Below are 13,544 nucleotides of genomic sequence, written 5' to 3'. Positions count from 1 at the left end.
GATGGCCATGAACAAGAAAAAATTACTAACAGTAGCAGCTGCAATGGCATTTGGCGTTGCAATTCAGTCACTGATTTGGCTTGGTGTACTAAATGCCTACTATGCCCAAGTCTTAACGACGATGAGTATGTTTATTATATTGGCAACCAGCTTAAACCTTATTAATGGAATTACTGGACAGTTTTCTTTGGGTCATGCAGGATTTGCAGCGGTAGGAGGATACTTCTCAGCAATTATAACCACAAGGATTGCACCGCCGCTGCCTGGCCCCATTGTGTTTCTTGTTTCGCTTTTGGTAGGTGGTCTAGTTGCAGCTTTAGCCGGCTTTTTAATCGGGCTCCCTACACTACGTTTGAGAGGCGATTATTTGGCAATCGCAACCTTAGGTTTTGGTGAAATTATTCGAGTTTTATTTGTAAACTGGAAGTTTGTAGGTGCCGCCGCTGGTATGTGGGGTATTCCTGGTTATACAAACTTCTTATGGGCGTATGCTATAGCTGTTTTAACGGTGCTTTTTATTGTTAATTTTATGAATTCATCCCACGGTCGTGCCTGTGTTTCTATTCGTGAAGATGAAATTGCAGCAGAGACAATGGGGATCAATACAACAAGATATAAGGTGATGGCGTTTACCTTTGGTGCCTTTTTTGCAGGCGTGGCAGGGGGGATCTTCGCCCATCTCATTCGATTGCTGCACCCACAGTCCTTTACCTTCATGTTCTCTGTGGAGATTCTGCTGATGGTTGTTTTAGGTGGCTTAGGAAGTATTACTGGTTCAGTGGCAGCAGCAGTGTTGCTGACATTTTTATCGGAAGCCCTTCGCCAATTTGCTGAGCTCAGAATGGTAATCTATTCATTGATGTTAATTGGCATCATGCTATTTAGACCCCAGGGATTATTCGGAACAAAGGAATTGTCTGTAGACATGTTGGCAGGAATGAAGTCGAAGTTTAAATTCTCGAAGAATTGAGGTGTTCAGCATGGCGATCATTGAAACAAAACAATTAGTAAAAACTTTTGGAGGCTTAACAGCAGTAAGTGGATTTGAAATCTATCTGGATCAAGGTGAATTAATTGGTCTGATTGGCCCCAATGGTGCTGGAAAGACAACGGCATTTAACATGCTTACAGGTGTTTACCAGCCTTGTTCGGGAGATATTATTTTTCTGAATGAAAGCGTTGTAGGAAAGAAACCTTATGAGATTACTCAGAAGGGAATTGCTAGAACCTTTCAGAATATCAGGCTTTTTAAAGACCTATCCGTTATTGATAACGTAAAGATTGCGTATCATCAAAATGTAAAATATGGTGTGGCAGCAGGTATATTTGGAACAAAGAAGTTTAAACAGGAAGAACAAGAAATTACAAATAAGGCAATGGAGCTGTTAAAGATATTCAAACTAAATCATAAGGCAGACGAATATGCGAAGAATATGCCCTATGGGGAACAACGACGATTGGAAATTGCCAGGGCTTTAGCAACGCAGCCTAAGCTAATTTTACTCGATGAGCCTGCTGCAGGGATGAATCCCCAGGAAACCCAGGCCCTTATGGAATTGATTCGATTCATTAGAGATACCTTTGGCCTAACGGTTCTTCTGATCGAGCATGATATGTCCTTGGTAATGAATGTTTGTGAGCGTATTTATGTATTGGATTATGGAAAGATTATTGCCCATGGCACACCTCAGGAAATTAAGTCAAATCCTAAGGTTATAGAGGCATATCTAGGCGAGGAGGTGGCCATATAATGCTAAAGGTTGAAGATCTAAATGTATTTTATGGTGCGATCCATGCCATTAAAGGTATTTCCTTAGAGGTAGCAGAAGGACAGATCGTTACCCTTATCGGTGCAAATGGCGCTGGCAAAACAACCACGTTGAGAACCATATCAGGGTTAAATAGGGCAAAAAGTGGACAGATTTCTTTCAAAGGAAAACCGATCAATACACTGCCAGCCCAGGATATTATGGCTATGGGAATCTCACAGGTTCCAGAAGGTAGAAGGGTATTTGCAAATATGACGGTATTGGAAAACTTGGAATTGGGTGCATATCTTCGAAAAGATAAGAGTGGTATAAAAAAGGATATGGATCATGTTTTTGAGAAATTTCCACGCCTTTTAGAAAGGATTAAGCAGCAGGCTGGGACACTAAGTGGTGGGGAGCAACAGATGCTGGCCATGGGTAGAGCATTGATGTCAAGGCCAAAATTACTATTGTTGGATGAACCATCCATGGGCTTGGCACCGCTGCTAGTGCAAGGAATATTCTCTATTATCAAAGAGTTAAATCAAGAGGGAACAACCATTCTACTTGTAGAGCAGAATGCCCATATGGCACTGTCCATCGCCCATCAGGCATATGTATTGGAAACAGGGAAGATCGTTCTTTCAGGAGATGCGAAAGAATTAGCGTCTAGACCAGAGATTTCTGAAGCTTATCTAGGCGGTGCAGTAGGTCACTAAATCAGCGTGCTCCTATATTTAGATATATGATTTTCTATTTCGGCAAAAGCCCCGTGGATGATAATCCATGGGGCTTTTGTCTTGAAAAAGTAGGGAAACCTAAACAGGTATTACATTTTTGGCTTGTGGGCCGCGGTCGCCTTGCTCGATTTCAAATTCTACTTTTTGGCCTTCTTGAAGAGATTTAAAGCCTTCTGACTGTATAGCTGTAAAGTGAACGAATACATCGTCTCCGCCTTCTCTTTCAATGAATCCAAAGCCTTTTTCTGCATTAAACCATTTTACTGTGCCTGTCATTTGTTTCTACACCTCCTAAATCCATTACAAAGAATACTTTTAGAGATATTGTACCTCTCTATTTATTATGATAATGCTTGAAGAAAGTTATACTTCATAATCACTAAGTAGCTTGGAATTAATTTCAAATTTTGTAAAGCAGCCTTCCGTTTATCTCGGGGAAACAACCTAACGGAACGGCACAGGGGCCGCTCCCTACGAATATTCTTTTCACAATCTTGATCTCGATCTTACGTCGCATTCTTTTTCTATTACGATTCAAAAACTGATCAACTGAGGACAAAAATGTATAGCTAGTGAGCAAAATGTTATGGGTCGGTTTTATTGATGGATAATGGCTGAGATGATATGATTTGAGTAATAAACATAGATAGGTGATGAGGACAGATGCTAATTATTACACCGGATAACATCATTGAATATGTGCGAAATCACACAAGGATATTCCCACAAAACCAACTTCTTGTAGAGGATATCAGTGACTTTAATCCTGAAGAAGAAAAAGAGGGTTTTGTAAATTATATCTATAGAGTATACAATCATGAGAAATCAGTCATTGTTAAGCAGGCCAGACCCTATTTGAAATATTTCGGAGAAGGCTACGATTTAACTCCTTTTCGAAACGTTCTAGAGTATGAAACCCTTCGATTAAGGGGACAAATCGTTTCAGCATACATTCCCGAAACTTATTATATTGATAGGGAAAACCATATTTTTATTATGGAAGATTTATCTTATCTAAAAGTCATGCGCTTTCAACTAAACAAAATGGCATATTTTCCAAAGTTCTCAAAACAAATAGGAGAATACTTAGCCAAGTCAAATTTCTATACATCTGAGCTCTATCTAAAACCGGAAACCCATAGGCTTCTGCAAGCAACATTTATCAATGCAGATATGCGATCCATTATGGAGAATGCTGCATTTATTAGGGCTGCTTTTCAAGGGCTTGATTACAATACACCTAACAAAAAGCTTCTAAGGCTCTCTGAGCTTGTATGGTCGAAAGATGAGATTATTCTAGAATGCTACAAGATGAGGGACATATTCATGAAAAGGGGGGAATGCCTCATTCATGGTGATTTACATACTTCCAATATTTTTATTGATAAAGATCGGATGAAGATCATTGATATGGAGTATACCTTCATGGGGCCTTATTCATTTGATATGGGATATTTAATCGCCCATTTAATATCTCAGTTTGCAGCATTTACCTTTAAATCAAATGTTGATGATGGGAAGAGGGAGGCCTATTGTATCTATCTACTGCAAACCATAAAGGAGATATATGACTATTATGTATATTTCTTTAATGAATGCTGGGAGAAAGATGGAAAAGAAGCCTATAAGCAGATCAAAGGCTATAAAGAATCGATTTTAGAAACATTTTTGTCAGAGGTTATAGGTTTTGCTGCCTGTGCGAATATGATCAGACTTATATCATTGGTAGGATATCCAGATTTTGATGTCATAGAAAATATGATAGACCGGTGTAACGCCCAAGGACTGTCTATTGCCATTGATCAGTATATGCTTTTAAACAGAAATAAGATAGGGTCTATGGACGAATTTATCGAAATCATAGTAACCATTAGGGAAGATTATATAAGAAGTTTAAATAATCATTAGTAAAGTACCGTTTGAATTTTATGGAGCAATTAATTGATGATATTTTACAGCGTTAGGAGAAAAAAGTTGTTGCAAACAGTAGCGGTGTGTAGTAAGATAATATGTATAAAAATTCAGTCAACTAAAATTAAATACTTATTACAGCAGTAAATACTTAAGGGCAATGGCGTTCTTGTGAATAAAAGCTAACTGCATGTAAAAATGACTATTATGGTCTTGTGGGCAATGGCGTTCTCGAGTTTATTCGAGGACGCCTTTTTATTTTTATACGAAATTATCATATGAGGGGGATGTAAAATGAACTTTGCAAATCGATCGTTAAGCGAAATCTTTGGTACGAATGTATTTAATGATGCAGTAATGAGGCAGCGTCTGCCTAAAAACACGTATGAGGCATTACGTAAGACAATTGATCAGGGCGTAGAATTAGATCCTGCAGTGGCGGAAGTTGTTGCAAATGCAATGAAAGATTGGGCAATAGAAAAAGGAGCAACCCACTTCACTCACTGGTTCCAACCAATGACAGGCTTTACTGCTGAGAAACATGACTCCTTTATATCACCTACAGCAGACGGAAAAGCGATCATGGAGTTCTCAGGTAAGGAGTTGATTAAAGGAGAACCGGATGCATCCTCTTTCCCATCGGGAGGAATCAGAGCAACCTTTGAAGCGAGAGGATATACTGCTTGGGATTGTACGTCCCCAGCTTTCTTAAAAGAAGATACCCTATGTATTCCAACGGCATTTTGTTCCTATACTGGAGAAGCATTGGATAGAAAGACACCATTGTTACGTTCCATGGAAGCTATTTCTAAGCAAGCCCTTCGTGTATTAAGATTGTTTGGAAATGAAACATCTCAAAAGGTAATTACAACGGTGGGTGCTGAACAAGAGTATTTCTTAATAGACAAAGAATTTTTTAAGAGGCGTAAGGACTTAGTATATACAGGAAGAACCTTATTTGGTGCAATGCCTCCAAAAGGACAGGAATTAGAAGATCATTATTTTGGAAGCTTAAAAGAACGAGTTTCGGCCTATATGAAAGAACTAGACGCAGAATTATGGAAATTGGGTGTTGCAGCAAAAACAAGGCATAATGAGGTTGCACCTGCACAGCATGAGTTGGCACCAATCTTTGCATCTACAAACATTGCAACAGATCATAACCAGTTGATCATGGATACGATGAAAAAAGTAGCCAATCGTCATGGCTTAGTGTGCTTATTGCATGAAAAGCCATTTGCAGGAGTAAATGGATCAGGAAAACATAATAACTGGTCGATGGGTACCGATGATGGAGTAAACCTATTGGAACCAGGAACAACGCCCCATGAAAATGCACAGTTTTTAGTATTCTTAGCGGCAATCATCAAGGCTGTAGATGTCCATGCGGATTTACTTCGTCTTTCAGCGGCCAACACAGGAAATGATCATAGGCTTGGCGCCAATGAAGCGCCGCCGGCCATCATTTCTATATTCCTTGGTGAACAGTTAACAGATATTTTAGAGCAAATAGAAAAAGGTCCAGCGACGAATTCTAAACAAGGGGGTATGTTGACGATTGGCGTTTCTACACTACCGGCTCTTCCGAAAGATGCAACGGATCGTAACAGAACATCTCCATTTGCATTTACTGGAAACAAATTTGAATTTAGAATGGTTCCATCTTCTGGGTCTATTTCAGGTCCTAATGTTGTACTAAATACTATTGTTGCCGATGTATTATCAGAAATTGCAGACCAACTAGAGAAAGTGACTGATTTTAATGGGGCTGTACAACAATTGCTGCAAGAGATTGTAAAACAACATGGAAGAATTATCTTCAATGGAAATGGATATTCTGAAGAATGGGTTGAAGAAGCAGCTAGAAGGGGCCTGCCAAATATTTCTTCCACGGTAGCGGCTATTCCAGCAATCATCACAGAGAAAGCTATTGCTTTATATGCTAGACATAAAGTATTAAGTGAAGTAGAACTACACGCTAGATATGAAATACTATTAGAAGAGTACTCGAAGCAAATTAATATCGAAGCAAGAACCATGATCGAAATGGTAAAACGTCAGATGATACCAGCTGCGATCAAATACGCTACAGAGTTGGCAGCCTCTATCAATACAATAAGGACAGCTGTGGCCAGTGCAGATGTAACTGTACAGATAGATTTACTAACAGAAGTTTCTTCTTCTCTGGTTTCTTTCAGAGAGAAATTGGCTGCACTAGAAAAGGTAACTGAAGAGGCAGCCGAAGTGGAAGGGGACGCCTTGGAACAAGCACAGTTCTACAGAGAATCTGTGTTTCCTGCCATGGGTGAGTTAAGAACCGTTGGAGATTATATGGAAACATTAGTAGACGAAGCATTATGGCCGATGCCTACCTATGGAGATTTATTATTCCAAGTATAAAAAGATAAACTTATCATAAATATTAATAAAAGGAGCTGTCTCATTGGTAGAATACTATTTCTACCATGAGACAGCTCCTAGCTTTGTCTTTTCTAGGTAATACTATGCTTTCCGAGTAAAAGCTTTCACGGTATACCTTCTTTCTAAAATAGAAAGAGTAGATGTTAATGTTGGCAGGCGTGCGGATTTTCCCGACATAAGACACCAAATAGCAATCTTTGAGTCATCTATATATTTATTTCGAATCAAAAATAATTCTTGTATCTTAATTAAAAATAGTTTAAATTTATACTAAACGAATTGAATAAGTGTATGGAGATTATTCACAGGAATGTACATGGAGGGATTATATGGAGATTCGAGATATACAAGATAAATATATATTAATTGTGGATGAATCAAAAAATATAGTTATTGAAAAGCCTGTAGGGTATTGGAAACCCAACGATGTTCAACGACTTCATGATGACTATGCTACAAAAGTTATACCTCTATTCGAAAACAGAAAATGGATAAAATTATGTGATTTAAGAGCATATGATGTATCCATGATTACGGAGGAATTAAAAACCTATATTGGAAAGATGGAAGGTCTTGGATTCATGGGAGGGGCGATCGTTATCGATGAGGCAAGTAAATATGCATCTGTTATAGAACTCCAGATGAGAAAATCAATACAAGATCGGCCAATTCGTCTTGCGCTATTTACAAACTATCAGGAAGCGCAAGAATGGGTAATAAAGGAAGTACAAAATCATATATAAGCTAAGCATTTTTAGCTCATAACAGCAAAAAACTCGCTTTTACGTCCCAATATGGAAGTGGGGTAAGCGAGCGAAGGGCTTATTTCTTATTCAAAAGTCAATGTAATAGCTTAAATAGGTAATTATCTTCCGGCGTAATCCATAGACCATGTAGTACCATAACAATCAGTTACGACTGCATGGTAAGAACCCCAAAATGTTTTTTGCAATTCAAAAGTGACAGTACCCTTTAACTTAAGTGTAGTATACAGCTGGTTTATTTCATCTTCACTATCCAATTGAAGTATAATGCTAATATTGCTGCTCTCGGTTTTTGGCCCAAAGGTATCATTAAGATATAAAATACAATCGGCGTTAATGTGCAATTCAGCATGAAGAATTTTACCTTCCTGGCCTTTAAACATTTCCTTTCCGTCTGTCATTTGAAGATTTTTTATTTCTCCGCCGAACACCTCTTTGTAGTAGTCTAGTACTTCTTTACAGTTTTCTACGCTGATATTAGGTACAATTCTTTTCATATCAAAGTATCCCCTTTGTTTATTATTTAGTTTCCACAAAATTTTTAAGTTTAGCAAGCTTATGATCCCAAAACCGTTCATAGTAGGCAAGCCATTGTTTTGGTTCAATCAAGTGCAAATATCTAGCTTTTCGTGGGTTAATTATATGAAAATTTTTGGTTGCGTGTCAAGTAAAAGTTAAGAACGATACATGTTGACTAAGGGGTTATAAAAAACAGGTACACATGAAAAAGCATGTTAAAGGTTGTAGGAGTTCATTATTTTGGACAACACCATAGGATATATTTTTTTTCGGTATTTTAAGCTTGCTTGAATTGGTTTTTCTGATGTGATGAAGCCTTTGCAAAAGCAAAATCAAAACTACCCACTGAGCGGGTAGTTTTGATTTGAATAGATAGGGGAATATTAATAAAAGAATTTATGTGTGAAAGTGGAGGACGACAATGGAACACAAAAGAGAGTCGATTGATCAATGAGAAGCCTCCTTATCTGCTTCAGCATGCCAATGGTCCTGTAAATGGTTATCATGAGGTGATGAAGTCTTTGAAAAAGCAAAAGGGAAAAAACTTACTCTCTACGTATTGGATATTCCACTTGCCATTGATGATATTTATATACTATAATGCATTAGATAAATATTTCATCGAAGGGGATATTAAACAAAAAACGGCAATGGTAGGAATGCTTGAGGCCTTTTAGCAGGTAAAATCCTTATTTTTATATAAGCAAAGGTGATAAAATGCAAAAAAAAAGATATTTTCAAAATCTTTATAACTTTGAAGAATCAACCGGAACATATCTTATCGAAGTATCTCTCGATAATTATGATGATGTATATGATGATTGGGACCCTTCACCATTTAAAAAGAGAGATATTGAAGTTGAGTTCAATGATTTCATCGTAAATTCTTCAGAAGATATTCCTTTAAAGTATAATATCTGTATTGTGCTATATTTACCTATATCCAAAAAAGATGAAAAAAAAGAGACAGCTTTAATATCTGCCTATCAGAATCACTATAATTATGCCATAGAACGGCTTGAGAAGATTCAATCTAACTTAAATAAAAAGACTATTTTTTACTTATTGTTTTCTCTTTCGCTTTTAAGTATAGGATATTTTTTCTTTAAAGACGATCAAAACATTGTGCTTAATGTTCTACACGAAGGAGTCTTTATAGGCGGCTGGGTATTTCTTTGGGAGTTTTTCACGAATATTTTTATAAAAACGAGAGAATCTAAAGTTGAATATAAACTATATAAAAGGCTATACCAATCCAAGATAAAATTTGTATACTTTGAGTAATTTCCATGAGTTACATCATTACCTGAATAAAGAGACTGATCCGTTAATAAGGGCAACCTTAATGGATCAGTCTCTTTATTTAGGTTAATGCATCACAAAAGCAGATTTTATTGGAGTGTCGCGAACTCACAAATAAGATGCAGAAAATAGGAAAAAATCTACTTGAAAAAAACAATTGGGCAATATATAATTTACTTAAACGGTTTAGTAAACCGTTTAAGTAAAACGTTTAAGTAGACTGTGGAGGCATATGATGAAGGTTACGATCAAGGATATTGCAAGGATAGCTGAGGTTTCAACAGCCACTGTGTCTAAAGTTATTAATCATAAAGACCATGATATTAGTCAGGCAACAAAGGACCGGGTAAATAAAGTAATGAAGGAATGCAACTATGTTCCAAATGTCATGGCTAGAAGCTTGATCACGAAAAAGACCAAGACGATAGGACTTGTTATTCCAGATATAAGAAATCCATTTTTCCCTGAATTGGCTAGAGGTGCAGAAGATAAAGCAAACGAAGAGGGATACAATATTATATTCTGTAATACAGATGATGAGTTAGTCAAGGAAGAAAAATGTATAGATATGCTAGTGGAAAAAATGGTGGATGGCATTATATTTACCGCATCGGCAAGAAGAAAAACGGGCGTAGAGAGTTTAAAACAAGCTTCTATCCCCATTGTCTTAGTGGATAGGGATATAGATTTTAAGGGAGTAAAAGGAAAAATCATCGTGGATAACTTCCAAGGAGCTTATCAAGGGGTCAGCCACCTTCTAGATTGCGGATATAAGAAAATCCTATTTATATCAGGTCCTTTACAAAGCAAACCTGGTATAGACCGATATGAAGGCTATAAAAAAGCACTAAAAGAATTTGATATTCCTGATCAGGATGCAATGGTTTTAGAAGGTGAGTATAAGAGTGAGTGGGGATACGATGCAATAAAGCTTCTGAGCCAACAAGGGGTAGTCTTTGACGGACTGTTTTGTGGAGATGACTTAATTGGTATTGGAGCCATTAAGGCACTAAAAGAATTAGGAAGAGATGTACCTCGGGAAGTAGGGGTAGTTGGTTTTGATGATATATATATGGCTAGCTTGGTAGATCCAGAGCTTACAACCATAAAACAACCCAATTATGAAATGGGATATCAAGCGGCAGGCATGCTGATTAGTGCCTTAGAAAAGAAAAGCATACGAAAAAAAGATATCCTATTAGATACAAAGCTTGTCATAAGAAAATCGACGATAAAGAAATAAGATTTAAAGGGGGGAAGGTCTTTAGTTGTTTTGACTAGAGAGCGAAAAGATGAGTAGTGTAGTTGTAGTGGGTAGCTTGAACATGGATTTGGTTGCAAGTACCAAGAAGATGCCGAGGGCTGGGGAGACGGTTATTGGTGCATCCTTTCAGCAGATACCTGGAGGCAAAGGTGCCAATCAAGCTGTTGCCATTGCGAGATTAGGCGGGAATGTGAGGATGATAGGTACAGTTGGTGATGATGGCTTTGGAGACACCTTGGTGGAAGCATTAAATAAAGACAAAGTAGACACAGCATCTGTACGAAAGGAAAACGATTGCTCCACGGGAGTTGCAGTTATAACCGTGGACGAACAGGCAAACAATTCAATTATTGTTATCCCAGGAGCAAATTATAGGATGACAATAGAGGACATAGACAATTGTATAGACCAAATAAATGAATCGGATTTGGTTGTCCTACAGTTGGAGGTGCCAATAGAAGTAGTCAAACATACTTTGGTGAAGGCCAAGGAATTAGGCAAATATACAATACTAAATCCAGCTCCTGCCCAATACCTTGACAATGACATCATTTCAAAGGTAGATCTGCTAATTCCAAATGAAACCGAACTAGAGATATTATCTGGGATAACGATTAAAGATCAAAACGACATCTTAGAGGCTGGAAGAAAGCTTGTTGCAAGTGGTGTAAAGGAGTTGATTGTAACCCTTGGGGAGCAAGGCTGTCTTTATCTAACAGGGAAAGAATATAGGTACTTTAAAGCTTATAAGGTAAGTGCCATAGACACCACTGCGGCAGGAGACAGTTTTGTAGGAGGAATCACCATTGGTCTTATGAATGGATTAGAAATGGATCAAGCCATCGAACTTGCATCAAAGGTAGGGGCATTGACTGTTACGAAACAAGGGGCCCAGAGTTCCTTGCCATACCTAGAAGCGGTTACTCAGTTTAAGGGGGAATTACTATGAAAAAAGGTACTTTAATTAATGCAGATATTTCTTATGCCATCGCAAAGATGGGACACAATGATATGCTTACAATTTGTGATAGCGGATTACCCATTCCAAGAGGGGTACAAAGAATAGATGTTGCTATAAAGAAAGGTGTACCAACCTTTATAGAGACCCTGGAAACCATAGTAGAGGAATTACGGATTGAAGAGATTATTATAGCAAGAGAAATAAGAGAAATCAGTCCCCACATGTTTCAGGAGATATTGAAGATTATCGAGTCCGTTGAAGCTGCTGAGAACATCAAGGTAAGGATAACAGAAGTAGACCATGAGGAATTCAAATCAATGACAAAGGAATCTAGCTGTATCGTAAGGACAGGGGAGTATACGCCTTATGCAAACATTATATTGAAATCAGGAGTGGTATTTTAGGGAGTGAGGAAATTGGCAAAACCACTATTGCAGATGAAAGGTATAACAAAGGAATTTCCAGGAGTAAAGGCCTTAGATCAAATAGACTTTAATATTTATGAAGGAAAAGTGATGGCATTACTAGGCGAAAATGGAGCGGGTAAATCAACCTTGATGAAAATTCTTAGTGGTGTTTACCAAATGGACGAAGGCGAGCTTTATTTTAAAGAGAATCATATAAAATTTAAAACACCAAGAGATTCCCAGGATGTGGGCATTGCCATCATACACCAAGAATTGAACCTAGTTCCTCAGCTTACGATTGGGGAGAACATATTTCTTGGGAGAGAACCTGTAAATAAATTCAAAAGAATAGACTGGAAAAAGCTATATGCCAATTCCTCCAAATTGCTGGAGCGGCTAGGTATCGAAAAAGATCCTATGGAATTGGTATCAAATCTGAGCATCGGTGAACAGCAAATGGTTGAAATCGCCAAAGCTTTGTCCTTAGATGCAAAAATTATTATCATGGATGAGCCAACGGATGCATTGACAGATAAAGAGACTGCAGCTTTGTTTAAAGTAATAAATGAGCTTAGGGAGAATGGCTGTGGCATCGTTTATATATCCCATCGCTTAAAAGAAATTTTTGAAATATGTGATATGGCCACTGTACTGAGAGATGGAAAGTTTATCACAGAGGACCTTGTGACAAACTTGAACGAAGACTTAATCATAGAAGCCATGGTCGGTAGAAAGCTGGAAGAACAATTTCCCCGGGTAGATGTTGAACTTAAAGAAGTTGTTTTAGAGGTGAAAAACCTATCCAATGAATATATAGAGGATATCAGCTTTACCTTAAGAAAAGGTGAAATAATTGGAATTGCAGGCTTGATGGGATCTGGGAGAACTGAACTTGCAAAAACGATTTTTGGCAGCCTTCCAGTCAGAGAAGGAGAAGTTTTCATTGATCAAAAACAGTATACTATTTCTTCACCTAAATCTGCATTGGAACATGGTATAGCGTATGTTTCTGAAGATCGAAAAGGTCAAGGGTTGATCTTAGATTTATCGGTGAAAGAGAATATGAGCTTATCAGATTTAAAGCAGTTTGAAAGCTTCCTCTTCAAGCTAAACGGACAGAATGAAGAGCATATGGTACGACACTATATTGACAACATGTCCATAAGGACACCTAGCATGGATCAGACAGTTAAGAACCTTAGTGGTGGGAATCAACAAAAAGTATCCATTGCGAAAGGCCTCATGACAAAACCTAAAATACTGATTCTTGATGAACCAACAAGGGGTGTAGATGTTGGCGCGAAAAAGGAAATTTATAATTTAATCAATCAATTTAAAAAAGAAGGCATGAGTATTATCATCATATCCTCAGAACTGCCTGAGGTGCTCGGAATGTGTGATCGTATACTGGTTATGTTTAATGGCAAAATTACAGGAGCTTTTAATAGAAAAGAGGCCAGCCAAGAGCAAATATTAAGATGCGCTGTTGGAATAGAGGAGGCTTAGT

Annotated in this window: 14 protein-coding genes; 12 read left to right on the top strand and 2 right to left on the bottom strand. The window is 37.8% G+C overall.

The genetic code is table 11. From position 1 onward, the window contains the following. Nucleotides 1-7 precede the first annotated feature (7 nt). The 3 genes from K0R93_RS13710 to K0R93_RS13700 are packed head-to-tail and all read left to right on the top strand — an operon-like array spanning nucleotide 8 to nucleotide 2,467. Nucleotides 8-970 (top strand): branched-chain amino acid ABC transporter permease, encoded by a 963-nt coding sequence (locus tag K0R93_RS13710; protein WP_300302356.1) that lies wholly within the window; start codon nucleotides 8-10, stop codon nucleotides 968-970. Between the two features lie 10 nt (nucleotides 971-980). Then, the gene (locus tag K0R93_RS13705) at nucleotides 981-1,751 is read left to right on the top strand and encodes an ABC transporter ATP-binding protein (RefSeq protein ID WP_300302354.1); all 771 of its coding nucleotides are present in this window, start codon (nucleotides 981-983) and stop codon (nucleotides 1,749-1,751) included. Further along, a complete protein-coding gene (locus tag K0R93_RS13700; RefSeq protein WP_300302352.1) occupies nucleotides 1,751-2,467 on the top strand; it encodes an ABC transporter ATP-binding protein in 717 nt (238 codons plus the stop codon). Before K0R93_RS13705 ends, K0R93_RS13700 begins: the two co-directional genes overlap by 1 nt. A gap of 99 nt (nucleotides 2,468-2,566) precedes the next feature. On the opposite strand, the gene K0R93_RS13695 is transcribed toward K0R93_RS13700, so the two are convergent. After that, the gene (locus tag K0R93_RS13695) at nucleotides 2,567-2,764 is read right to left on the bottom strand and encodes a cold-shock protein (RefSeq protein ID WP_300302349.1); all 198 of its coding nucleotides are present in this window, start codon (nucleotides 2,762-2,764) and stop codon (nucleotides 2,567-2,569) included. A gap of 387 nt (nucleotides 2,765-3,151) precedes the next feature. Here K0R93_RS13695 and mtnK point away from each other — a divergent pair, with 387 nt between their 5' ends. From mtnK to K0R93_RS13680, 3 genes are all read left to right on the top strand, one after another. Then, on the top strand, nucleotides 3,152-4,396 hold the full coding sequence (mtnK, locus tag K0R93_RS13690) for an S-methyl-5-thioribose kinase (protein WP_300302347.1): 1,245 nt from the start codon (nucleotides 3,152-3,154) through the stop codon (nucleotides 4,394-4,396). A gap of 297 nt (nucleotides 4,397-4,693) precedes the next feature. Then, nucleotides 4,694-6,799 (top strand): glutamine synthetase III family protein, encoded by a 2,106-nt coding sequence (locus tag K0R93_RS13685; protein WP_300302345.1) that lies wholly within the window; start codon nucleotides 4,694-4,696, stop codon nucleotides 6,797-6,799. A 350-nt stretch (nucleotides 6,800-7,149) separates the two neighbouring features. Continuing rightward, the gene (locus tag K0R93_RS13680) at nucleotides 7,150-7,563 is read left to right on the top strand and encodes a hypothetical protein (RefSeq protein ID WP_300302342.1); all 414 of its coding nucleotides are present in this window, start codon (nucleotides 7,150-7,152) and stop codon (nucleotides 7,561-7,563) included. A 122-nt stretch (nucleotides 7,564-7,685) separates the two neighbouring features. Here K0R93_RS13680 and K0R93_RS13675 read toward each other — a convergent pair whose 3' ends face one another. Then, nucleotides 7,686-8,081 (bottom strand): VOC family protein, encoded by a 396-nt coding sequence (locus K0R93_RS13675; RefSeq protein WP_300302340.1) that lies wholly within the window; start codon nucleotides 8,079-8,081, stop codon nucleotides 7,686-7,688. A gap of 420 nt (nucleotides 8,082-8,501) precedes the next feature. Here K0R93_RS13675 and K0R93_RS13670 point away from each other — a divergent pair, with 420 nt between their 5' ends. From K0R93_RS13670 to rbsA, 6 genes are all read left to right on the top strand, one after another. Next, nucleotides 8,502-8,780 (top strand): hypothetical protein, encoded by a 279-nt coding sequence (locus tag K0R93_RS13670; RefSeq protein ID WP_300302338.1) that lies wholly within the window; start codon nucleotides 8,502-8,504, stop codon nucleotides 8,778-8,780. A 40-nt stretch (nucleotides 8,781-8,820) separates the two neighbouring features. Beyond that, nucleotides 8,821-9,387, top strand: coding sequence for a hypothetical protein (locus tag K0R93_RS13665; RefSeq protein ID WP_300302335.1), 567 nt, complete (start codon nucleotides 8,821-8,823; stop codon nucleotides 9,385-9,387). 253 nt (nucleotides 9,388-9,640) lie between these two features. Next, entirely contained in the window at nucleotides 9,641-10,648 is a 1,008-nt protein-coding gene (locus tag K0R93_RS13660; RefSeq protein WP_300302333.1) for a LacI family DNA-binding transcriptional regulator, read from the top strand. A gap of 49 nt (nucleotides 10,649-10,697) precedes the next feature. Continuing rightward, nucleotides 10,698-11,618, top strand: coding sequence for a ribokinase (gene rbsK / locus K0R93_RS13655; RefSeq protein ID WP_300302331.1), 921 nt, complete (start codon nucleotides 10,698-10,700; stop codon nucleotides 11,616-11,618). Further along, on the top strand, nucleotides 11,615-12,034 hold the full coding sequence (gene rbsD / locus K0R93_RS13650) for a D-ribose pyranase (RefSeq protein WP_300302329.1): 420 nt from the start codon (nucleotides 11,615-11,617) through the stop codon (nucleotides 12,032-12,034). The genes rbsK and rbsD overlap by 4 nt, the downstream gene beginning before the upstream one ends. A gap of 12 nt (nucleotides 12,035-12,046) precedes the next feature. Continuing rightward, complete coding sequence (rbsA, locus tag K0R93_RS13645; protein WP_300302327.1) at nucleotides 12,047-13,543, top strand: ribose ABC transporter ATP-binding protein RbsA; 1,497 nt, start codon at nucleotides 12,047-12,049, stop codon at nucleotides 13,541-13,543. The last annotated feature ends 1 nt before the right edge of the window (nucleotide 13,544 follow it).

It is taken from the genome of Anaerosolibacter sp., assembly GCF_029240175.1.
In the GTDB taxonomy this organism is placed as follows: domain Bacteria; phylum Bacillota; class Clostridia; order Peptostreptococcales; family Thermotaleaceae; genus Anaerosolibacter.
Note: the sequence above shows the minus strand (reverse complement) of the source record. Positions and strands in the feature narration are given on the sequence as shown.

Excerpts from the sequence above, each read along its gene's own strand:
- K0R93_RS13710 (WP_300302356.1), top strand. The coding sequence starts at position 8 with ATGAACAAGAAAAAATTACTAACAGTAGCAGCTGCAATGGCATTTGGC.
- K0R93_RS13705 (WP_300302354.1), top strand. The coding sequence starts at position 981 with ATGGCGATCATTGAAACAAAACAATTAGTAAAAACTTTTGGAGGCTTA.
- K0R93_RS13700 (WP_300302352.1), top strand. The coding sequence starts at position 1,751 with ATGCTAAAGGTTGAAGATCTAAATGTATTTTATGGTGCGATCCATGCC.
- K0R93_RS13695 (WP_300302349.1), bottom strand. The coding sequence starts at position 2,764 with ATGACAGGCACAGTAAAATGGTTTAATGCAGAAAAAGGCTTTGGATTC.
- mtnK (WP_300302347.1), top strand. The coding sequence starts at position 3,152 with ATGCTAATTATTACACCGGATAACATCATTGAATATGTGCGAAATCAC.
- K0R93_RS13685 (WP_300302345.1), top strand. The coding sequence starts at position 4,694 with ATGAACTTTGCAAATCGATCGTTAAGCGAAATCTTTGGTACGAATGTA.
- K0R93_RS13680 (WP_300302342.1), top strand. The coding sequence starts at position 7,150 with ATGGAGATTCGAGATATACAAGATAAATATATATTAATTGTGGATGAA.
- K0R93_RS13675 (WP_300302340.1), bottom strand. The coding sequence starts at position 8,081 with ATGAAAAGAATTGTACCTAATATCAGCGTAGAAAACTGTAAAGAAGTA.
- K0R93_RS13670 (WP_300302338.1), top strand. The coding sequence starts at position 8,502 with ATGTGTGAAAGTGGAGGACGACAATGGAACACAAAAGAGAGTCGATTG.
- K0R93_RS13665 (WP_300302335.1), top strand. The coding sequence starts at position 8,821 with ATGCAAAAAAAAAGATATTTTCAAAATCTTTATAACTTTGAAGAATCA.
- K0R93_RS13660 (WP_300302333.1), top strand. The coding sequence starts at position 9,641 with ATGAAGGTTACGATCAAGGATATTGCAAGGATAGCTGAGGTTTCAACA.
- rbsK (WP_300302331.1), top strand. The coding sequence starts at position 10,698 with ATGAGTAGTGTAGTTGTAGTGGGTAGCTTGAACATGGATTTGGTTGCA.
- rbsD (WP_300302329.1), top strand. The coding sequence starts at position 11,615 with ATGAAAAAAGGTACTTTAATTAATGCAGATATTTCTTATGCCATCGCA.